This window comes from Pseudomonas sp. AP42 (assembly GCF_001728935.1).
GTDB lineage: Bacteria > Pseudomonadota > Gammaproteobacteria > Pseudomonadales > Pseudomonadaceae > Aquipseudomonas > Aquipseudomonas lactis.
This window is the reverse complement of record NZ_LYSO01000004.1, coordinates 106,344-127,287: the sequence shown is the minus strand read 5'-3', so window position 1 is coordinate 127,287 and position 20,944 is coordinate 106,344. Positions and strand designations below refer to the sequence as shown.

Genomic DNA, 20,944 nt, shown 5'->3' with positions numbered 1-20,944 from the left:
AGCAGCGTCGAGCCCTTTTGCGCAAGGAGACACCCTATGAAGCGTTCCGCTCTTGCTGGCTTGTTCATGACCGCTGCGATGCTCGCCTCCCCCGCTTTCGCAGCCAGTGACAAAGACCTGTGCCAGATCAACCTGGACAAAATCAACAACGGCAAAGCCCTGCTCGCCACCGACACCAGCGGTAAAAGTGGCGAAATAGACACCGCCGTCTCCCAGGCCAAGGCAGCCCACGCCGCCGGTGATGAGAAGAAATGCATCGAAATCACCTCCAAGGCCCTGCAAGACCTGCAGAACAGCGAGAAAGGCGGCCAGTAAGCGAGAGGGCCAACCTTCGGGTTGGCCTTCGCTGACGTTTTGGCGTACACTGCACAGGCTTGTCACTCACTAAGAAACAACGAGTTACAAGCACGGGGCCGTTTAGGATTCGACGCCGGTCGCGAAACTTTAGGTGCATGCCGAGTTGGTAACAGAACTCGTAAATCCACTGTTGCAACTTCTTATAGTTGCCAATGACGAAAACTACGGCCAGGAATTCGCTCTCGCTGCGTAAGCAGCCTTAGCCCTGAGCTTCTGGTACCTTCGGGTCCAGCAATCACCAGGGGATGTCTGTAAACCCAAAGTGATTGTCATATAGAACAGAATCGCCGTGCAGTACGTTGTGGACGAAGCGGCTAAAACTTACACAACTCGCCCAAAGCACCCTGCCCTTCGGGTCGCTGAGGGTTAACTTAATAGAAACGGCTAAGCATGTAGTACCGACAGCGGAGTACTGGCGGACGGGGGTTCAAATCCCCCCGGCTCCACCATTTCATCATCTAAAGACGTCCACGGACGTCTTTTTTTGTGCCTGGAATCCAGTAAATACGAGGCATCCAGCGCTTTTTCGGTCTTTTGAGAGTTTTTGAGTTCCAGCCATTCGGGTATTCCAGACGGTATTCCAGTCCGTCCGGTGCTAATCTTTGGAATACCGAATTAGTGCCTGAGGACAATCTCATGCCAGCTCAAAACCTCCGCCTCTCCGATCGACAGCTCAAGGGAGTCAAACCGGCGTCCAAGGATTACGTCCTCACAGACGGTGACGGTTTGCAGCTCCGCGTACGCAGCAACGGCTCGTTGCTGTGGAATTTTAACTACCGCGAACCAGTGACCAAAAAGCGCATCAACATCGGCTTCGGGACCTACCCCGAACTGTCGTTGGCGAACGCACGAAAGATGGCAGTCGATGCGCGGGAGCTGCTCGCCCAGGGCATCGATCCGAAGGTGCAGCGTAATACGCTGAATGAAGCCAAGCGCGCAGAAACGGAACACACCTTCGAGAACGTGGCCACCGCTTGGTTCGAACTCAAGAAGGACTCGGTCACCCCTGCCTACGCCGAGGACATTTGGCGGTCGCTCACGCTGCACGTGTTCCCCGATTTGAAGACGACACCACTCACGAAAATCACGGCGCCGATGGTGATCGCATTGCTTCGTCCAATCGAAGCGAAAGGCAGCCTGGAGACTGTCAAACGTCTTAGCCAACGGCTAAACGAGATCATGACCTACGGCGTCAACTCCGGCCTGATCTTCGCAAACCCTCTCACCGGTATAAGGGCGGTGTTCAAAAAGCCCAAGAAAGAAAACATGGCAGCGCTACCGCCCGAAGAGCTCCCCGAGCTCATGCTGGAGATCGCTAACGCCAGCATCAAACGCACAACCCGTTGCCTCATCGAATGGCAGTTGCACACGATGACTCGCCCCGCCGAGGCGGCGACTACTCGCTGGGCAGACATCGACTTTGAAAGGCGTGTCTGGACTATCCCACCGGAGCGGATGAAAAAGCGCCGCCCTCACAGCATTCCGTTGAGTGATCACGCTGTCGCTCTGTTGGAGTCACTGAAAACTCACAGCGGCCATCGCGAATTCGTATTCCCGGCAGACAGAAATCCACGTACCCACGCCAATAGCCAAACCGCCAACATGGCGTTGAAGCGCATGGGGTTCCAGGATCGGTTGGTCAGCCACGGCATGCGCTCGATGGCCAGCACCATCTTAAATGAGCATGGCTGGGACCCGGAGCTGATTGAGGTTGCACTGGCGCATGTCGACAAGGATGAGGTGCGGAGCGCCTACAACCGAGCCGACTACATTGAGCGCCGACGCCCGATGATGGCCTGGTGGAGCGAGTACATCCAAAACGCCGCCACCGGCAGCCTGCTCGCCTCAGCATATGGCCAAGCCAGAGACAGGAACGTGGTGCCGATCCGCTAGCGCTGTACAGGCGCGGTAACGGTGGCGACAGCAACTGAGCGCTCAGGAATCAGGGAAAGCAGCCTCGTTTATCCGCTTGTCAGCGCGGGTCCATCCAAACAGGGCTGCAAAGCCGCCCTGTTTGGATGGACCTTACTTTGAAGAGCTAAAAGCCACGACGTTGTCCAGGATTTACCACGGAATTCCACCGGTGGATAACTGCTCTTGAAGTCCAAAGTGGCGCTGAATTTCGAACCTTGACCAGATTTTTCCACAGGCGTAGAACTGGCCGTGCAACCGCTGTCGATGACAGCAACCCAGGTGGTCCGAACCTTGAAGGCCACGCCGCTCCTGCGGTGGTTCTCCCCCCAAATGGCGATTCGCGTCCGGCAGCTCGCCCGGTCACCTCCCCGGTGATGGATGCCTACTTCAGATCATGGCCCTCGTGCGCCAGACGACACTTCCTACTTCGCTGCCCTGCAGCAACCTATCCGCTTGGCCGAATCTTGCGCCAACCTGTGCCCGTCTCTTTCTTCTGGAAAGAGACGGGCACTTCCACCACTGCTGCAGCCCTGATCGCACATGGCTTTGCGGCATTCCTCCTCGTGACAATCGGCGTGACAAACGCCGATGTCACCAGCAACAGCGATGTAGATGATGGTGCCGCAGACCAAGGAATGGACTGCACCTGACTGACAGTCAGGCATGCCCCGGTCATCGCATTGCTGCTTGCACCTGGCTCAGGATCTCGCGGCACTGGTCTCGTTAGCCAATGCAGCCTCCACCCGCCCACCGGTAACGGTGCTCAGGAGGCCAGATCATGAGATGCCCTTGCTCCTGGTCGTAAGGAGCCGCCAGTCCCGCGTTAGAGGACATCCCCACAGGTCGCAGGGGCCTTGATCCCTGATAACACTCAGCATTCTTGGCGGGATGACGTGGGGCGAGGGTTGGAGATCGGATGATGAGGTGACTGACATGGCATTGGTAGGTAGACGCGATGGCCGCAATTTCGGTTACGGCAGGCAGTTGAGCTATGCGGGTCAGCAGGCGCTGAAAGATATGTTCGGTGGTGGCCATTACGGCACGGTCAAGGCGCACAGCGATCGGTGGCGGGCATTCGTGAAGTGGTGCCGGTCTGAAGCGGGACCCGGGGTCAACGATGCGCGGCAGATTGACCGCGAGGTGTTGTCGAACTATGCCGCATACCTTCGCGGCCTCGTTGAGCACAGCGACCTAGCAATCAGCACTGCCCAAAACCGGCTATCCAGCGTTAACCGAACCATGGCAGCGCTTCGCGGTGATCAATATGTAAAATTGCCAAGTCCGAGCAAGGCCTTGGGTATGCAGCGCACCGGGGTACGTCAATCGGCGCCGCAAGGCCAAGACCGCGAACAGGTACAGCAGATCGTCGAGATGCTTTGTAGCCGTGGTCAGATGCGAGCAGCAGCGATAGTTCAGTTGACGCGAGCCACGGGGATGCGTTTGCGCGAGGCCATCCTGGCTGACCTGCCACGGCTGAGCCGTGAAGCCGCGCTCTACGGCAAAATCAATATTCAGGATGGCACAAAAGGCGGCCGCGCCGGTGCATCTGCCCCCCGCTGGATTAAGGTGGATGACCATATTCGTGGCGCACTTAGATTTGCATTGCAAGTATCCCCCACGGATAGCCGCAACCTGATTGCTCCAAACGAGAGCTATCTGAACGTTCTGCAGGAAATAGCACAGCCAGCGAGAGAGGTCCTGAAAGCACACGACCTCAAAGGCTTTCACGAACTTCGGGCGGCGTTTGCATGTGAGCGCTATGAACAGATCACACATCACCGTGCGCCTGTAAATGGTGGTCAGTGCTACGCCATAGACCGGCGCCTAGATCTTGAGGCTCGCATGCAGATCAGCGATGAGCTGGGGCATGGACGGATTGAAGTGGTCGCTGCCTACATAGGGGGGAGGGTATGACTAAGGCGTTTGATATGGAGTTGTTCTTGAGTGCCGTGCTGACAGGGTCGCATGCGACGCGGCACCGGCATTTGCGGCAGGCGAGAATCATCCAATCTGAAATCGCAAAACGCTGGCAGCGATCAACTCCTTGGGCCTGGCAGCGAAAGCATTTGGTTTGGTTTCTTGAACACTTCCTCACCGGCCGCAGTGAAGCAACACAGTATTACTATTTGCTTACTGTCCAACTGCTCGCACGACGCCTGGAAAGGCCATGGGTTTTTAAGCGTTGAGTGGAGCTCCCGTTCCTACCCATCGGTAATCGCCACCGCCTCGGAAAATCATGGCGTCGACGCGCCTATAAGCAATCTCCTCAGTGCTGAGGAAATCATGACTTTTAAAGGTCAGCCCGATTATGCGCAAGTCGCGCCGCATACAAGCGTAACATCTCGCCCTCGACCAGAAGCTGGTCACGCTGGACCGACGGCATACGATTATACACGCACCCCGCTTCGTCTGGCATTATGCCTTTATAGCGCCACCACTCTCGGGATGGCTGGTGACGAACTCAAGGGATGGAACATGGCAGAGAACAGCAACTTCGCCTTTTTCAAAGAACACGATCCGGTTTTTTTCCAACTTGCCAATGCGGCCGAGCGAGTATTTTCCAGCGACCCCAACACGACGCTGATCAAACTGCGCCAGTTGGGCGAAGCGCTCGCCCAGGATCTGGCGGTAAGAGCAGGCATTGAGTTCGACGCCACTACTTCCCAAGCTGATCTGCTGTTCCGCCTGAGTCGTGAAATCCAGCTCGACGGTAACATCCGTAACCTATTCCATACGCTGCGCATCGAAGGCAATAAGGCTACCCATGAATTCCGCACCCAGCATCGTGAGGCACTGGACGGGCTGAGGGTCGCCCGCGCCTTGGCGATCTGGTATCACCAGTCATTTGGCACGGGCGGCAACACCTTTAAGCCTGGGCCTTTCATGGTTCCGGTCGATCCGAGTGAGCCTCTACGTGAGCTGCAGGGGCAGATCGAAAAACTTCGCGCAGAGCTGGGCGACAGTCGCCAGCAATTGGAGAACAACCACCAATTAGCCGAGCTACTGGCGCAAGAAAAGCATGAGCAAGCCAGTCTTGTTGGGCAGATGAACGAGGAAGCCCGCGTCTACGAGCAGATTGCCCTTGAACGCGAGGCAGAACTATCGAAGGCCCGAGTCGATTTCGAGGCGCGGCTGAAAGTGCTGCAACAACAGCTTGAAGATCAGCCGCAAGCTGCCCAGCAGGTCACGCGTAAAACTCAGCAGGCAAGCAGCCAGTTCGACCTCAATGAAGACCTCACCCGTATTCTCATCGATCAACAGTTGAACGATGCCGGCTGGGAAGCCGATTCGCTCGATCTTACCTACAGCAAGGGCGCTCGGCCCGAAAAGGGCAAGAACAAGGCCATCGCCGAATGGCCAACCAGCAAGCCGAAAGAAAACGCTGATTACGTGCTGTTCGCCGGCCTAATCCCAGTCGCCATCGTCGAAGCTAAGCGCAAGCGTGTCAACATAGCGGACCGCATTCCCCAAGCCGAGCGCTATTCACGCCAACTGATCGTTACTGACAATCTGCAACCGGCCGGGCAGAACACGGGCTGGGCGGATGGCCAGGGCGGCCACTTCAAAGTCCCGTTTGCCTTTGCCTGCAATGGCCGGCCCTTCATTAAGCAGCTCGCTGAGCTGTCTGGCATCTGGTTTCGTGACTTGCGCAGTCCGGCCAACCTGCGCCGGCCGCTGCAGGACTTCCACACGCCGGGCGGTCTACTCGACCTACTCAAACGCAGCCGTGAGGACGCCGAGGCGAAACTACAGCAGGAAGGCTTCGCCTACCTCAAGCTGCGCGACTATCAGGAAAACGCCATCCGCGCCGTCGAGCAGGCGCTGGCCGCCAATCGCCGCCAATGCCTGCTGGCCATGGCCACAGGGACAGGCAAAACGCGTACGATCATTGGCTTGATGTACCGCCTGCTGAAGGCAGAGCGCTTTCGCCGTATTCTTTTCCTGGTTGATCGCAGCGCACTGGGGGAACAAGCCATTGAAGCCTTCAACGAGGCGACGCTGGAACAGAACCACACACTGTCGCAAATTTACGACGTCAAAGAACTCGGTGACATGGCTGCCGAAGCAGAAACACGAGTTCAGGTCGCTACCGTACAGGCCATGGTCAAGCGCATCTTCCAGTCGGATACTCCGCCGCCCATCGATGCCTTCGATTGCATCATCGTCGACGAAGCCCACCGCGGTTACACCCTCGACCAGGAAATGACTGAAGGCGAACTGGCGGTGCGCGACTTCAACCAGTACCTGTCGCAGTATCGGCGCGTCCTTGATTACTTTGACGCCTGCCGCATCGGCCTCACAGCCACGCCAGCCAAGCACACCAGCGAGGTCTTCGGTGCCCCGATATTCACCTATAGCTACCGTGAGGCCGTAGCTGACGACTGGCTGATCGATCATGAACCGCCAATCCGCTACAAGACCCTGCTGAGCGATAATGGCATCCACTTTGGCAAGGGCGAGAGCGTCAGCGTCATCGATACGAGCACCGGCGAGGTGGATGTCGCCGAACTCGAGGACGAACTCGACTTCGAAATCGAGTCTTTCAATCGCCGCGTGATTACGCCCGGTTTCGACAAGGTCATCTGCGAGCAACTGGCACAAGAGCTCGACCCGTTGGGCGACGAAAAAACAATGATCTTCTGCGTCAATCAGGCCCATGCCGAGCGGGTGAAAAACCTCTTGGACGAAGCGTTCAAAGACGTTCACGACGAGGATTACAACCAAGCGGCGGTACAAATCATCACTGGGCAGAGTGACAAGGTTAAACAACTGATCCGCCAGTACAAGAACGAGCGCTACCCCAGCATCGCCATCACGGTCGACCTGCTGACTACTGGTATCGACGTGCCGCGCATCTGCCACTTGGTGTTCATGCGCCGGGTGCGTTCGCGCATCCTCTACGAACAGATGAAGGGCCGCGCGACTCGTCGCTGCGATGATATTGGCAAGACAGTCTTCAAGATCTACGATCCCGTTGATCTGTACGCCGCCCTCGAACCAGTAGATACAATGAAGCCGCTGGTGAAGGATCCGAGCATCAGCCTCGAACAACTGGTCAGCGAGCTAAGCAACCCAGCCAGCCTCGATGCTCCTGGTAACCAGCCAGACACTAGTCATGCCCACGACGTCCTGGACCAGCTCAGCCAGCGGATCATGCGTATTCTGCGCAAGGCCAGCCATAAGGCCGAGCAAAAGCCAACCCTAAAGGCCAAGCTCGCCGAACTGGAGAACACCTGGGGCATAGCCCCGGACAAACTGCATCAGCACCTGCACCAGCTCGGTCCACAGCAAGCTGCGCAGTTCATCCAACAGCATGTCCAACTGCTCAATCAGCTCGCCACGGTTAATGCTTTGCTGGGATCGCTGAATTATCCAGTGATCTCCACCCATTCGGACGAATTGATGGTCCGTGAACAAAGCTACGGAGATTACCACAGGCCTGCCGACTATCTGGAAAGCTTCAACGACTTCATCAAGAACCAGTTGAACCAGTCGGTGGCCCTAGGCGTAGTGGTCAACCGTCCGCAAGACCTGACCCGTGAGCAATTGCGCGAGGTGCGCTTGCTGCTTGATGGTCATGGCTACAGCGAGGTGAACCTGCAAAGCGCCTGGCGCAATCAAACCAACCAGGAGATCGCTGCCAGCATCGTCGGATTCATCCGCCGCGCCGCCCTCGGCGAGGCCCTGCTGCCATTCGAGCAACGCGTAACCAAGGCAATGGAAACGATTTACACCTTGCAGTCTTGGACCCAAGTCCAGCGCAAGTGGCTGGATCGCTTGGCCAAGCAGTTAGTACATGAGGTTGTAATCGACGAGAAGCAGATTGGCGAAGCGTTCCAGAATGATGGCGGCAGCACGCGGCTGAATAAAATGCTCGGCGGCAACTTGACCGTGGTGCTGGATGCCCTGAATGACAATCTGTGGGCACAGACCGGATAAGTCCGCTCAAAAACGCTGGGGTTAGTCACCTACTCGTTCATGAGGGATAATGCCCGGCCACTCGACTTATCGACCGCACAGCTAGAGAAGCTTAATGACCCTTGCAGAGCTTCACCAGATCCTTGCCTGTGGTGAGGACAGCCGCCATCAATTCAAGCGAGATTTCAACAATATCGATGCCTTGGCAGCCGAGTTGGTGGCGTTCGCCAATACGTCTGGTGGCCATCTGCTGATTGGCGTAGACGATGGCGGTACCGTAAGCGGGTTGAGTAGTGCCGACGTGGCGCGGCTCAATCAGCTCCTCTCCAATGCGGCTTCGCAGAACGTCCGCCCGGCGATTAATCCGCGGTCCAGCAACATTCAGACCGAACACGGGCTGGTCATGGTGGTGACAGTCGAACAAGGGCTGAATAAACCCTATGTCGACAACCAGGGTCGCATCTGGGTAAAGAACGGCGCCGACAAGCGTCGGGTCACGGCTCGTGAAGAACTGCAGCGTTTGTTCCAGCAGGCCGGGCTGGTGTGTGCTGATGCAGTACCGGTCGCGGGCAGCAGCGTAGCGGATATAGATGCCAAGGCGCTCGGCGAGTACTTTCAAAGACGCTTTCGGCAGAGCCCCGAACAGACAGGTTTGGAAACCATCCGCATCCTGGAAAATCTTGGCCTCGCCAGTGGCGACACACCCAATTTGGCCGGTTTGCTGCTCTTCGGCCAGGCGCCACAACGTCTGTGCCCGGCGTTCGATGTCAAGGCCGTGGCGTTTCCGGGCACGGTTCTGCATGACCGCCACTATCTAGACAGCGAAGATATCGACGGTAATCTGCAGGAACAGTACCGACGCAGCCTTGCCTTCATAAAGCGCAACCTACACCACGTGCAGCGCCAGCAGGGCTTCAATACCCTCGGCCAACTGGAAGTGCCGGAGGAGGTATTTGAAGAACTGCTGGTCAATGCCCTGATCCACCGCGACTACTTTGTCAGCGCCTCCATTCGGATCATGATCTTCGCCGATCGCATCGAACTGATCAGCCCCGGGCACCTGCCTGACGTGCTCGATACCGAGAAAATTCGATTTGGCCTGTCCAACCGTCGTAACCCGACGCTCACCTCCCATGCTGTGCACATTCTCCCCTATCGCGGTTTGGGAACCGGCATCCCGCGCGCTATCGATGCTTGGCCAATGATCCGGCTGGAGGACGACCGGCAGAGTAATCAGTTCAAGGTGGTGATTCAGCGCGCCGTTGAAAAAGGGCCTCTTTCGGGCCCAAGTGGGGACCAAGTAGGGACTAAGTCGGGACCAAGTAGGGACCAAGTAGGGACTGAGTCCGCTGTCGAAGAAGAACAAGCCGAAACTCGCCTGTCTTTGCAGCAAGAGCAGATAACGCTGCTGTGCAAGATGACGGGCGATCACACTGCGCCAGAGCTAATGACCTTCGTCGGGCGCAGCAACCGTAGCAAGTTCCGCGAGCAGGTTTTGGCCCCACTACTGGCGCTTGGCGTGGTCGAGATGACCATTCCAGACAAGCCCAACAGCAGCAAGCAACGCTATCGCCTGACTGCGGCCGGCCGAGCGCTAAAGGCCGAACAACGCTCCTCAGACGACTGAGCCCAGACAACCATTTCTTTGCGCCAGCGCGATCTGGCGCTTTACACACTTCGCCACAGGTACCCCATGACCAACTCCGATATTGTCCAGAAACTCTGGAACCTCTGCGACGTTCTGCGCGACGATGGCATCAACTACAGCGACTACGTCACCGAGCTCGTGCTGCTGCTGTTCATCAAGATGGAATTCGAACAGGTGCAGAACAACGACAGCTTCGGCCATAAGCTGCCCGAAGGCGCGCGCTGGCCAGACCTGGCTGGCAAGTCCGGCGTTAACCTGCTCGATCACTACCGGCAGATGCTGCTGGACCTTGGCAAAAACCCTGACCCTCTGATCGCCGCCATCTATGCCGACGCTCAGACTCGCCTCAAGGAACCGCGCCACCTCGAGCAGTTGATCAAGAGCCTCGACGGCATCGACTGGTTCAGCGCCCGCCAAGACGGCCTCGGCGATCTTTATGAAGGTCTGCTGGAAAAGAACGCCAGCGAGACCAAGTCCGGCGCCGGCCAGTACTTCACCCCGCGCCCGCTGATCGACAGCATCATCCGCTGCATCAAGCCGCAGCCAGGCGAGACCATACAAGACCCGGCCGCCGGTACTGCGGGATTTTTGATCGCTGCTGACGCCTATATCAAAAGTCAAACCGACGATTACTACGACCTCGATGCCAAAGCCCAGGCATTCCAGCGCAATCGCGCCTTTGTTGGCGTAGAACTGGTGCCCGGCACTCGCCGTCTGGCACTAATGAACACACTGCTGCATGGCATGGAAGGCGACGAAGAAGGCGTGGTGCACCTGGGCAACGCCCTAGGTCAGACCGGGGCCAACTTACCCAAGGTCGACCTCATCCTCTCCAACCCACCGTTCGGCACTGCCAAGGGTGGCGGTGGCCCGACTCGTGATGACCTCACCTACCGCACCAGTAACAAGCAGTTGGCCTTTCTCCAACACATCTACCGTGGCCTCAAGCCGGGCGGCCGCGCCGCCGTGGTGCTGCCGGACAACGTGCTGTTCGAAGCCGGCGTCGGCACCGATGTACGCCGCGATCTGATGGACAAGTGCAACCTGCACACCATTCTGCGCCTGCCGACGGGGATCTTTTATGCTCAAGGCGTGAAGACCAATGTGCTGTTTTTCCAGAAAGGCACGATTGAGAACCCACGTCAGGAGCAAGGCTGTACGCAGCGTGTGTGGGTTTACGATTTGCGCAGCAACATGCCAAATTTTGGTAAGCGTACGCCTTTTGGAGCGGCGCATCTCAAGCCTTTCGAAGAAGCGTATGGGGCGGATGCCAATGGCAATACCCCGCGTGCGGAGAATATCGAGGGGATTGGTGAGCTGAGTCGCTTTCGGGTGTTTACGCGCGATTTCATTGAGCAGCGTGGAGATTCGCTGGATATCAGCTGGTTGAAGGATAGAGACAGTCTGGATGCAAATGACTTGCCGGCGCCGGAGGTGTTGGCGGGTGAGGCCATGGCTGAGCTGACTGAGGCGCTGCATGAGTTGGAGGAGCTGATGAGGGCGATGGGTGCTGGGGATGAAGTGGCGGTGCAGAAGCAGTTGATGGCCGAGGTGATGGGATTGGTGGTGGCTGAGGAAACTAGCGCGGAGTTCAAATCGTGAGCTGGCAATCTCCGCAAACTTGGAAAACAGCAACACTTGCAGATATTTGCTATAGGATTGTTGACGGCTCTCATAACCCGCCTACCGGTCAGCCATCGGGAAAGCCGATGTTAAGCGCTAAGAATATTCAGAATGGAAAAATACATTTTGATGGATTGCGCTTATTGAGCACTGACGACTTTGAACTTGAAAACAATAGGACCAATATTTCTGCAGGGGATGTCTTGCTTACTATTGTTGGAGCCATTGGCCGCACCGCTGTAGTTCCAGCGACGGCACCTGAGTTCACACTGCAACGTAGCGTTGCAGTGTTAAAATCAAACCTTATGAACCCGAACTACCTCCGTTACCTTTTGGATTCCCCCGCAGCGCAGTCTTTCTTCTTGAATAATGCAAAAGGGACGGCGCAGAAGGGAATTTATCTGAAAGCCCTAGGCGGAATGCAAATACCCATTGCACCACCCGCGGAACAAGCACGCATCGCCCAAAAACTCGACGAACTACTGGCCCAGGTCGATACCCTTAAATGCCGTGTCGACAGCATCCCCGCGCTGCTCAAGCGCTTCCGCCAATCCGTCCTCGCCGCCGCAGTTTCCGGGCGGTTGACGGAGGATTGGCGTCATGCTCAAGCCGTGGATCCAGAATGGAAAAAAACTGCAATAAAATCAGTATGCAGCGTCGCATTTGACGGCCCGTTTGGCTCCAAGCTCAAGTCGGATGACTATACAAGCGAGGGAGTACGAGTAGTGCGCTTGGAAAACATCGGCCATATGGGGTTCATTTCCGAAAAAGAAACCTTCATAAGCCCTGCAAAGTTTAAAGAGCTTGCTAAGAACAAGCTTGAGCCAGGGGATATTTTGTTTTCGTCATTTGTCGATGAGGAGATCAGGGTTTGCCAATTACCAAAAAGCGAGGAGACTTTCATCAATAAGGCAGATTGCTTCTGTCTTCGAATCGATCAAACAGTTGCGAAACCTAAATTTTTACTATATTCACTGGCAGCTAGGCAAACCTACCGCCAGATCAGAGAAGCAGTCCATGGTGCAACACGGCCTAGGATTAATCTCGGGTTTCTGAAAGTCTTCGAGATCAGTCTTCCTTCCACAACTGAACAAATCGAAATCATTCAGCGTGTCGAACAGCTTTTCGCCTTCGTCAGCCAACTGGAAGTCCGCGTCAAAGTAGCTCAGGCGCGCATTGACGGCCTGACCCAAAGCATCCTTGCGAAGGCATTCCGCGGTGAGCTGGTACCGCAGGACCCGAACGACGAACCGGCCAGCGTACTGCTTGATCGCATCAAAGCCCAACACGCCGCTGCACCCAAGGGCAAACGCGGTCGCAGATCCGCCACGGCGGACTAAGCCTTACTTCTGGAAGAAAACCAACGATGTCAGTCCCGACCTACGACCAGTTCATCGAGCCCATCCTGCGTTTTCTCGCCGCCCACCCGGAGGGTGCCATGGCGGGCGAGGCCCACGAAGCGGCCGCCATGACACTTGGCCTAAGCGAAGCACAGCGGCAGGAGACCATCGCCAGTGGCCAGGCCACCTACAAGAACCGTTCAGGCTGGGCGCATGATCGGCTGAAGCGCGCCGGCTATTCCAGCAGCGCAAAGCGTGGCTACTGGCAGCTGACCGACACCGGCCGCGCCTTCGCCAAGGCCAACCCGGCTCCGTTGAGCCCAGAACAGGTCGAGCACCTAGCTGTGAACTTCATGAGCGTGAAGCTGAAGACAGCGCCGGACGCCGCCTCGCTGGATGAGAGCAACGACACTTCAACGCCGATTGCCCAGACCGACCTCGCCACTAGCAGCCCGCAGGAGCGCTTGAACCAAGCCATCCTCGAGCTGCGTACCAGCGTCGCGGGCGACCTGCTGGACAGCCTGCTGCAAGCGAGCCCGACGCGCTTCGAGCACATCGTACTCGATGTGCTGCATAGCCTGGGCTACGGCGCGAACCGTCAGGCGCTGCAACAAGTCGGCGGCAGTGGCGACGGCGGCATTGACGGAGTGATCTCGCTGGACGCGTTGGGGCTGGAGAAAGTCTACGTGCAGGCCAAACGCTGGCAGAGCACCGTCGGCCGGCCCGACCTGCAAGCGTTCTATGGCGCATTGGCCGGGCAGAAAGCCAAACGCGGTGTATTCATCACCACTTCCGGCTTCACCGCCCAGGCCGTTGACTTCGCGCGCTCGGTCGAGGGGCTGGTGCTGGTCGACGGCAAACGCCTGGTCAATCTGATGTTGGATCACGAGGTTGGTGTCAGCTCGCAGCTTTATAAGGTGCCGAGACTCGACAGCGATTACTTTGATGAGTCGCTTGGCTGAGTTCAAAAAGCACCATTCCATCGAAAGCCAGATCAACCAGCATTCCATCTGGTATTCCAAGCTATTTATTAGATTGATTATTAGCCAATAAAAACAGATAGATACCGACTTGTTTCAGATTACCCCGGCCCACCAAATGCACGAAAAAAGACGTCCTTGAACGTCTTTTTTGTGCCTGGAAATCCGCTATTGCCATACCCCACCCGCCAGCCCAATCACTCAAACCTGCACCTTCACCCCCTCGCGATCCCCCTGAGCCATCACCCTCACCGCAATCGAAGCACCTGCCAACAGCCCAACAATACCCAGAACCTCAAGGCCGGTAGGCAAGCGCTGTTCGGCGATCAGCCCAAAGGCGACTGCGAATATGGTTTCTACTGAAATTAGCTGCCCGGACAGGGCCATCGGTAGCCTTTGGCTGGCAAAATTCCAGGCCCATGCGCCGCCAACGGAGGCAACACAGGCCAGCGCCGTTGCGGCAGCCAGCACCGGCAGGGTGTTGCCCAAGTGCAGGTCCAAATGCGGGTAGGTGTACAGGTCCAATACGAGCCCGAACGGCACGAACACGACCACGCTCAAACCGGCGCCAACCATCATCAGGCCCGTCCATAGGCCTGCGTGTACCTTGGGGATTTTCGCCAGCATCTTCTGGTTGAGTATGCTGAACATCAGCCAGGTCAGCACAGCACCCACGGCGTAGCTGACCGCGGCCAGGTAGGAGGTCAGGTCATTGTCTAAAACGCCGACCAAGGTGCCATAGTTTGCCGCGACCAACCCGCAAACCGCCAGGATGATGGGGACAGCGAGGCTGCTCCAGGTGGTGGTGCGCTCGATCATATTGCCCGCGACCGCAATGATGACCGGTGTAGCGCTCAGGAATGCCGGTGCGATGATAGCGCCGCCATTGAGCACGCTGCCCATGATGCAACCGATGTACACCGCATAGCCAAGCACGCCCAGCAGCCCGGCGTTGAGGATTGAGCGCCTGCTTAAAGCAGGGTCGCCAGGCCAATAGATACGCAGCATCACCAGGCCGATGCAGCCGGACACGATGAACCGCAGGGTAATGAAGTCAATCGGACCGAACGCGCCCATCATGTAGGGCGACAGAAAATTAAGCGCCCAGCTGAAGGTGGCAAATACCGCAGCTGCCACCCCCAGCGCGTAGGATCTGGTCATTAGCGCTCCTCAGCAGGCGACCGTTGCGGGGGCATCAGATGACAGGCCCACAATACGTGGAAGTGCGAATTTCCTCGCCGTCATTGATGTCGATAAATTGCGAGCCATAGGCGGTTTGGGTCGGCCTGCCCCAGTTGACCCCCATTCCTACGCCGCCACCGCTTTCAGACTCGCCTTCGAACATCGTTTTGTCCAATCGTGAACGCCAATCGAGAAAACGCATGGTCACCGCCAGGCGAGTCGCTAGCGGCCCTGGCAAGAGCGGTTCAGAGCGGTGCCACATCGATTTGGTAAACAGCAGTACGTCGCCCAATGCAAAATCGTCCTGGGTTTTATACGCTTCAAACAGGTCTGTGAGCAGGCTGGGCGTTTGGAACACAGCTCTCAAATGCGCGGAAAAATCCTCCACGGCAACGCCGGCAACCATTCGTTTGGAAAGCAGGCTGGCCATCTGGAAATTCGCCTTCGCGCTATAGATGTCTTCGGCTAGATAAGCCATGCCCCCGCCCTGGCCTGAATTGTCGATAGGATCCAACGGGATCCACACGCTGAAGGCGGCGTCTTGAGGGCGAATGTACCTGAAACTCAGGGAATCGTAGTGCCAGGCAAAACCCTCTTTATGCGGGGTAAGCTCGAAACTCTGGGACTCGGTCATGATCAGCGGATGCCCGATTAACGTCACCAAGGCCGTCCTGAAAGCGATCGAGGAATAGATGTTTTTCACCGCATCGGTTGTCGCCAGATCGTAGGTCAACCGGCTGAAGGAGTCCCCGTAGGCGGACTTCGACTCCCGTGCAGAGATCACTTTCGAACGGGCCGCCTGCTTCAAGGATTGAATGGCGTGCTCAGATAAGAAGCCTTTGAGCTTGATAAACCCCTGGCGACGAAATGCTTCGATTTCGTCGCGGCTGAGCGAGAGGTTGTTAACAAGAGAGAAATCCTTTTCCTGAGATTGCATCAGCGTGGCCTCCTTTACGCCAGTGTTCGGCCTCAAGCATGCGATAGGTGGGCACTGGCGACCTGAACCCAGACGACTATTTTGCGCACTGAGGCGACATTGGACGTTGTGTTGCCAGCCGGCGGCGATATTGCTAGTGTCAGCTCATGAGTACCTATTGCCTCACCTCGACAACCACCACCACGACCGCTGAAAGCGGAGCGTGCGAGGTGTCGTGAGCCAATAACCAACGAACTTCAAAGGCCCGCCAGCGATGGACAGGGCCTTTTTTTATGCCTTGTGTCGCTGGTTCACACGCAAGGAGATGCACCCATGTACGCCCTGTTGATACTCGATATCCAAGTCGGGCTTGTTCACGGTCCGGAAAAACCCTGGCGCTGCGACGAGCTGTTGGAAACGCTCAACATCCTGATGGACAAGGCACGCAGCGCAGGCGCACCAATTTTTCTCGCACGTCACATCGGCCCCGCTGGCTCGCCAATCGAATCGGGCAGCCCGCTTACGCTGGTTGCCGAGGAGCTGAAGTTGCTGGGTGGGGAAGTGGTGTTCGAAAAGCGTCGGCCTAACGCTTTTGCAATGACTGACCTGGCGGACAATCTGCGCTCCAGCGGCGCCACCGGCGTGGTGGTAACAGGGATGAAAACGCAATACTGCGTCGACAGCACCTGCCGTGCTGCGCGTGACCTTGGCTTCGATGCGGTACTTATCGCCGACGGCCATACCTGTTCTGACACGCCCTTGATGGAAGCCGAGGCCATCGTGGCTCATCACAATGCCACGCTCAATGGGCCGTTCTGCCAGTTGGTTCGGGCTGAGGACTGGAGCTTTTAGCAGAGGTTTCCGGCGGGAAAGAATGCTGGCGCTGACGACCTGAATTCCGGTGGGAAGAGAGTCGCCAGGGCAGCGCTTCGGAATTTTCCCGCGAGATGGCGCGCTGTTGGTGAACTGGCCAAATTCGCTTGTCGCGAATAACCTGCGACTGTTGCAGCAATGGCAGCGACTGAACAAAACCCTCTACCAGCTCAGTACAGCGCGCAGGCAATTGTTAGAACCTGCCCAGCAGTCCTGAGCTTTTTTTCGCCTGGCAAAAACACACCAGTAATAATTATGAATCCAGGCTTGAACCCCGCAGGGCCGAGCTTCGGAATTTTCCCGCAAGTTGCCGCGCTGTTGGTGAACTAGCGCAAGCCACCTCACAACGCTAACTTCTTTACGTCGCTGATGATCAGCGTCCGGCTTTGACAGGCCGAAAAGTGTAACCTTTCACACCCCGTGATAAGACGGCATGCTTGCGCATTCCGCTCCGTTCATGGCGGCTGTGCGTGGGGCATCTTCGGGTGCGCCGGGTTCCTACACTTCCGGTCTGTCAACCCGCGTACAGCTGCCACCTATTCCTGTTTGACAGCAGGGGGAGGCAGCTCCTTAAACAGTGTGGGAGCTTCATCATGAAAAAAATCACCCCCAATCCCCCAACCACCCTCTTCACCCTCGCCGAAAATATCCCCCCCGAAACCCTGCTAATCCAAGCCAGCGAAACCCTCGCCTCCCTCAACGCCATGACCACCGACCTGGCTTTCGAACTTGAAGGCGCGCACCGCCACAAGCTGCTGGCCGCTCAGCAATTGATCGTTCTAGGCGAGTTACTCGTAGAACGGGTCTTGAACACCCAACCATTCACTACCCAAACGCCACAGCCTTAAAACACGAAAACGGGCGAGCTGCCTCAGCGCATCTCGCCCGCTGGCATCCCCTCACACTTCCCATTACCCTGACGGCCTTTATCGGACAATCGGAAGTCAGATACCCGTGCTCAAGCCCTTTGCCGTCATCGCCCTCTCCGTCATGCCCTTACTCGCAACAGCCGCCGATCTGGCCGGGGTTTGGCAAGGTACTTTGGGCAAGTCCGCTATCACCGTGTGTTTCAACGGCGCCGACGGCGAGCATGGCAGTTATTACTACCAGCGCATCCGTACGCCGATTCAACTGACCCAGGCCAACGACAACGCCCCGTGGGTGGAGGAAGGCAACACCGGTTTCTGGGCCCTGCAAAAACCTCAGGGCGATAACCTTTCTGGTGCCTGGAGCAAAACCGATCGCGGCACGCCGCTGCCACTGGCCCTGCGCCGCATTGGCACGGACGGCTGCGGCAGCGATGCCTATAACGCGCCCATGGAAGCCGCGCCGTTGCCGATCAAGACTGAGAAGAAGACTTTCCACAACCACACCTACCAGCTCAAGACCCAAGGCCCCCGCGTCACGCTCAAGCTGGAGGGTGACGGCCCGGCGGTGCAGAAGATCAACCAGCAACTCGCCGCGTTGGCCGTCAATGACGAAGATCTAACCGACTATTTTTATGAACGGCGTGAATACCTGGGTCGAAACGGCTCGGTCTATACCAGTGAGATCGAGGTTGAGCCCGCCTATTGGTCATCGCAATTTCTCACCGTGCGGTTCTACCGCTGGGCCGCAGGCCAAGGCGCCATGGGCATCAGTTGGGGCCTGCACTCCTGGAACCTGCAAACCGGTGACAGTGTGGACCCATGGGCCTGGCTCGGCGGCCATCAGCAATGGCATGACGCCTATTCCGGCCATTTGAAGCTGCCGGCCGCCTTCAGCACTTGGCTAGCCAAGCAAACCACCACTGACGAGGGCTGCCCGGCGATCACCGATTACTCCAACTTTCACCTGAGCTTCAACACTCAGGGCCTGCAACTCTCGACACCGGCCAATGGTGACGGTTGCGACAACGACTTGAGCTTTACCTGGGAGCAATTGGAGCCGGTGCTGACCGAACAAGGCAAAGCGGCAGTGCCCAGCTTGAAAATGCCCTGACGCGCCCGAGAAAAACCCACAGCCGTTCACCAAAGGTTAAGAATCGCGCTCGTATACTCCCTGACTACCCATGACCGGTCGCCCGATCGGTCTCATGCCCCGGTAGCCAGACTCCATGACGCGCCCCGCTCCCCTGCTGCTCTTGCTTGCTGCTCTGTTGTTCTTCTTCGCCCTCGGCAACCATGAGCTGCAAGGCTCTACCGAAGCCCGGGTGTCCGGGATCGCCATGGCGATGCACCTGGACAATGACTGGGTGGTGCCGCGCCTGTTTCGTGAACCCTTCCTGGAAAAACCGCCCCTGAGCCTGTGGCTAGACGCCGGGGCGATTCGTTTGTTTGGCGCTAGCACCGGGGCGGTGCGCTTGGCGTCGGCGTTTGCCGGGTTGTTCAGTGTGATGCTGTTGTACGGGATGCTGCGTCGGTTCGGGCGGCCGCAGACGCTGGCGTTCAGCGCTGCGTTGATCCTGGCGACCATGGCCAGTTACTGGGGCAATGTGCGAGGTGTGGGTGAGGATTCGTTGCTCAGCCTCGGTGTCACCGCCGCCCTGCTGGGGTTTTACCAGGCGGTACGGCCCGAGCGTGAAGGTTCGAGTACCTGGGCCTGGGCGTTGTTTACCGCCGGGATGGTCATCGCTACGTTGAGCAAGGGCGTGTTGGGGCTGGCGATGCCGGGCATTGTGATTTTTGTGTACCTGCTCAGCACTAGCCTGATGGATAAGCGCCTGCGGCTAGGCGATTGGCTCAAGCCGGCGCTGTTCACGTTGTTGGCGTTGGTGCCGTTGCTGATCTGGCTGGGGTTTCTGTTTCAGCGCGGCGGGATGCAGGCGGTGGGTGAAGTGTTATGGACCAATAGCGTCGGGCGCTTCAGCGGTTCGTTCGTAGAAGCCGGGCATTACGAGCCGTTTTACTATTACCTCGCCAAACTGCCCGAGGCCTTCCTGCCCTGGAACATCCTGGTGTACCTGGGCCTGTGGCACTTCCGCAAAAGCCTGGTGCGCAACCGCTACCGGTTGTTTTTCAGTGTGTGGCTGGTGGCGCAGTTCACCCTGCTGACCCTGGCGTCCAGCAAACGCACGGTGTATTTGATGGCGCTGACGCCAGCCGCGGCGGTACTGGCCGCCGAATATGCGCGGGTGTTGCTGGAGTGGGCCAAGGACCATAAGCCGGGGCTGTACCGTTATCATCGGCGCATTATTGGCGGGGTTTTCAGCCTGGCCATCGCCTGCTATCTGAGCGCGGCCTTCTGGTTTGCGCCCAAAGCCGATGTGCGCCATTCATTCGTACCGGTGATGAGTCAGATCCAGACCCTGCAAGACGAAGGCAGGACGGTGGCGATGTATCAACCCAACGAGCGCATCGACGGCGCCAGCGTGTTCTACCTGCAGGCCTACTTGCCGATCCTGAACACCGAAGCCGAACTGCGCGCCTTCCTCAGCGCCAAGCCCGGCAACGTGGCGTTGACGGACCACACCGACCGGCTGAAAGCGCCGGTTACGGTGATCAAGCAGATGGCAGTCAACCGCCAGCCTTACTACTTCGTGGAGCAGTAAGGCCAGCGCGTGGCCTTAATGCTTGGTGAGCTTGTCTAGGTAGCCCATGGCAAACGCCGAGACCACGAACGTCATGTGGATGATCACGTACCACATCAGGTGCTCTGGATCGACGTTCTTGGCGTCCATGAAGATGCGCAGCAGGTGGATGGAGGAAATCGCCACGATGGAGGCCGCCACTTTCATCTTCAGCGACGAAGAGTCCATGGTGCCCAGCCAGTTGAGCTTTTCTTTGTTCTCGTCGATATCCAGCTGCGAGACGAAGTTCTCGTAGCCGGAAATCATCACCATCACCAGCAAGCCGCCGACCAGGGCCATGTCGATCAACGACAGCAGCAGCAGGATCACTTCGGCTTCCAACATGGTGAAGATGTTGGGAATTACGTGAATGATTTCCTGGAAGAATTTCAGCGCCAGGACCAGCAAGCCTAGGGACAGGCCCAGGTAGATCGGCGCCAGCAGCCAACGCGAGGCGTACATCGTATTTTCGATAAAGCGTTCCATTGAATCTCACACAGCTTGGCTAAAAATGGCGCCGAGTATACCAGCCGCCACCTGGCCCCTGTCACCGCGAGAAAACTGACCCAAGTGGCATCTGTAAGAGAATTTTTCTGCTAGTGTCGAGACCATTCACTCGGCTCGATGATGTCGGACAGGAAGACT

Annotated in this window: 16 protein-coding genes and 1 other RNA gene; 14 read left to right on the top strand and 3 right to left on the bottom strand. The window is 57.4% G+C overall.

Translation table 11 applies throughout. The features are described 5' to 3' along the window. Positions 1-36 precede the first annotated feature (36 nt). The 10 genes from A7K61_RS03065 to A7K61_RS03025 all read left to right on the top strand — a co-directional run bounded on the left by A7K61_RS03065 (position 37) and on the right by A7K61_RS03025 (position 13,763). The gene (locus tag A7K61_RS03065; RefSeq protein ID WP_003194233.1) at positions 37-315 is read left to right on the top strand and encodes a hypothetical protein; all 279 of its coding nucleotides are present in this window, start codon (positions 37-39) and stop codon (positions 313-315) included. Positions 316-409: 94 nt separating this feature from the next. Then, positions 410-806, top strand: a transfer-messenger RNA (tmRNA) gene (gene ssrA, locus A7K61_RS03060). Positions 807-993: 187 nt separating this feature from the next. Continuing rightward, entirely contained in the window at positions 994-2,250 is a 1,257-nt protein-coding gene (locus tag A7K61_RS03055; protein WP_032895260.1) for an integrase domain-containing protein, read from the top strand. A 954-nt stretch (positions 2,251-3,204) separates the two neighbouring features. After that, positions 3,205-4,185: an integrase domain-containing protein gene (locus tag A7K61_RS03050; RefSeq protein ID WP_060765272.1), complete on the top strand. Its 981-nt coding sequence runs from the start codon at positions 3,205-3,207 to the stop codon at positions 4,183-4,185. Then, positions 4,182-4,457: a hypothetical protein gene (locus A7K61_RS30775; RefSeq protein ID WP_081095874.1), complete on the top strand. Its 276-nt coding sequence runs from the start codon at positions 4,182-4,184 to the stop codon at positions 4,455-4,457. Before A7K61_RS03050 ends, A7K61_RS30775 begins: the two co-directional genes overlap by 4 nt. Positions 4,458-4,746: 289 nt before the next feature. Then, positions 4,747-8,211, top strand: coding sequence for a type I restriction-modification system endonuclease (hsdR, locus tag A7K61_RS03045; RefSeq protein ID WP_060765271.1), 3,465 nt, complete (start codon positions 4,747-4,749; stop codon positions 8,209-8,211). A 94-nt stretch (positions 8,212-8,305) separates the two neighbouring features. Beyond that, complete coding sequence (locus tag A7K61_RS03040; protein ID WP_060764090.1) at positions 8,306-9,817, top strand: RNA-binding domain-containing protein; 1,512 nt, start codon at positions 8,306-8,308, stop codon at positions 9,815-9,817. Positions 9,818-9,883: 66 nt separating this feature from the next. Then, positions 9,884-11,440 (top strand): N-6 DNA methylase, encoded by a 1,557-nt coding sequence (locus tag A7K61_RS03035; protein WP_060764091.1) that lies wholly within the window; start codon positions 9,884-9,886, stop codon positions 11,438-11,440. Further along, on the top strand, positions 11,437-12,801 hold the full coding sequence (locus tag A7K61_RS03030; RefSeq protein WP_081095730.1) for a restriction endonuclease subunit S: 1,365 nt from the start codon (positions 11,437-11,439) through the stop codon (positions 12,799-12,801). The genes A7K61_RS03035 and A7K61_RS03030 overlap by 4 nt, the downstream gene beginning before the upstream one ends. A gap of 26 nt (positions 12,802-12,827) precedes the next feature. Continuing rightward, positions 12,828-13,763 carry a restriction endonuclease gene (locus A7K61_RS03025; protein ID WP_060764093.1) on the top strand — a complete coding sequence of 312 codons (936 nt, stop codon included), beginning with the start codon at positions 12,828-12,830 and terminating at the stop codon, positions 13,761-13,763. 219 nt (positions 13,764-13,982) lie between these two features. Here the strand turns inward: A7K61_RS03025 and A7K61_RS03020 are convergent, their stop codons facing one another. Together A7K61_RS03020 and A7K61_RS03015 are read right to left on the bottom strand one after the other, a co-directional pair. Further along, positions 13,983-14,942 (bottom strand): DMT family transporter, encoded by a 960-nt coding sequence (locus A7K61_RS03020; RefSeq protein ID WP_069556921.1) that lies wholly within the window; start codon positions 14,940-14,942, stop codon positions 13,983-13,985. A gap of 34 nt (positions 14,943-14,976) precedes the next feature. Beyond that, positions 14,977-15,900, bottom strand: a complete 924-nt coding sequence (locus A7K61_RS03015) for a phytanoyl-CoA dioxygenase family protein (RefSeq protein ID WP_069556920.1) — start codon at positions 15,898-15,900, stop codon at positions 14,977-14,979. 312 nt (positions 15,901-16,212) lie between these two features. Here A7K61_RS03015 and A7K61_RS03010 point away from each other — a divergent pair, with 312 nt between their 5' ends. The 4 genes from A7K61_RS03010 to A7K61_RS02995 all read left to right on the top strand — a co-directional run bounded on the left by A7K61_RS03010 (position 16,213) and on the right by A7K61_RS02995 (position 20,281). Continuing rightward, positions 16,213-16,731: a cysteine hydrolase family protein gene (locus tag A7K61_RS03010; RefSeq protein ID WP_069556919.1), complete on the top strand. Its 519-nt coding sequence runs from the start codon at positions 16,213-16,215 to the stop codon at positions 16,729-16,731. A 614-nt stretch (positions 16,732-17,345) separates the two neighbouring features. Next, positions 17,346-17,600 carry a DUF6124 family protein gene (locus A7K61_RS03005; RefSeq protein ID WP_069556918.1) on the top strand — a complete coding sequence of 85 codons (255 nt, stop codon included), beginning with the start codon at positions 17,346-17,348 and terminating at the stop codon, positions 17,598-17,600. Between the two features lie 106 nt (positions 17,601-17,706). Next, positions 17,707-18,732 (top strand): hypothetical protein, encoded by a 1,026-nt coding sequence (locus tag A7K61_RS03000; RefSeq protein ID WP_069556917.1) that lies wholly within the window; start codon positions 17,707-17,709, stop codon positions 18,730-18,732. 115 nt (positions 18,733-18,847) lie between these two features. Further along, positions 18,848-20,281, top strand: a complete 1,434-nt coding sequence (locus tag A7K61_RS02995) for a glycosyltransferase family 39 protein (RefSeq protein ID WP_044268749.1) — start codon at positions 18,848-18,850, stop codon at positions 20,279-20,281. Positions 20,282-20,296: 15 nt separating this feature from the next. On the opposite strand, the gene A7K61_RS02990 is transcribed toward A7K61_RS02995, so the two are convergent. After that, the gene (locus A7K61_RS02990) at positions 20,297-20,785 is read right to left on the bottom strand and encodes a TIGR00645 family protein (RefSeq protein WP_003194267.1); all 489 of its coding nucleotides are present in this window, start codon (positions 20,783-20,785) and stop codon (positions 20,297-20,299) included. Positions 20,786-20,944: the final 159 nt, after the last annotated feature.

What these genes read in the sequence shown, in the direction of transcription:
- A7K61_RS03010 (WP_069556919.1), top strand. Translation starts at nt 16,213, where the DNA reads ATGTACGCCCTGTTGATACTCGATATCCAAGTCGGGCTTGTTCACGGT.
- hsdR (WP_060765271.1), top strand. Translation starts at nt 4,747, where the DNA reads ATGGCAGAGAACAGCAACTTCGCCTTTTTCAAAGAACACGATCCGGTT.
- A7K61_RS03005 (WP_069556918.1), top strand. Translation starts at nt 17,346, where the DNA reads ATGAAAAAAATCACCCCCAATCCCCCAACCACCCTCTTCACCCTCGCC.
- A7K61_RS02990 (WP_003194267.1), bottom strand. Translation starts at nt 20,785, where the DNA reads ATGGAACGCTTTATCGAAAATACGATGTACGCCTCGCGTTGGCTGCTG.
- A7K61_RS03055 (WP_032895260.1), top strand. Translation starts at nt 994, where the DNA reads ATGCCAGCTCAAAACCTCCGCCTCTCCGATCGACAGCTCAAGGGAGTC.
- A7K61_RS03040 (WP_060764090.1), top strand. Translation starts at nt 8,306, where the DNA reads ATGACCCTTGCAGAGCTTCACCAGATCCTTGCCTGTGGTGAGGACAGC.
- A7K61_RS03065 (WP_003194233.1), top strand. Translation starts at nt 37, where the DNA reads ATGAAGCGTTCCGCTCTTGCTGGCTTGTTCATGACCGCTGCGATGCTC.
- A7K61_RS30775 (WP_081095874.1), top strand. Translation starts at nt 4,182, where the DNA reads ATGACTAAGGCGTTTGATATGGAGTTGTTCTTGAGTGCCGTGCTGACA.
- A7K61_RS03050 (WP_060765272.1), top strand. Translation starts at nt 3,205, where the DNA reads ATGGCATTGGTAGGTAGACGCGATGGCCGCAATTTCGGTTACGGCAGG.
- A7K61_RS02995 (WP_044268749.1), top strand. Translation starts at nt 18,848, where the DNA reads ATGACGCGCCCCGCTCCCCTGCTGCTCTTGCTTGCTGCTCTGTTGTTC.
- A7K61_RS03015 (WP_069556920.1), bottom strand. Translation starts at nt 15,900, where the DNA reads ATGCAATCTCAGGAAAAGGATTTCTCTCTTGTTAACAACCTCTCGCTC.
- A7K61_RS03035 (WP_060764091.1), top strand. Translation starts at nt 9,884, where the DNA reads ATGACCAACTCCGATATTGTCCAGAAACTCTGGAACCTCTGCGACGTT.
- A7K61_RS03025 (WP_060764093.1), top strand. Translation starts at nt 12,828, where the DNA reads ATGTCAGTCCCGACCTACGACCAGTTCATCGAGCCCATCCTGCGTTTT.
- A7K61_RS03020 (WP_069556921.1), bottom strand. Translation starts at nt 14,942, where the DNA reads ATGACCAGATCCTACGCGCTGGGGGTGGCAGCTGCGGTATTTGCCACC.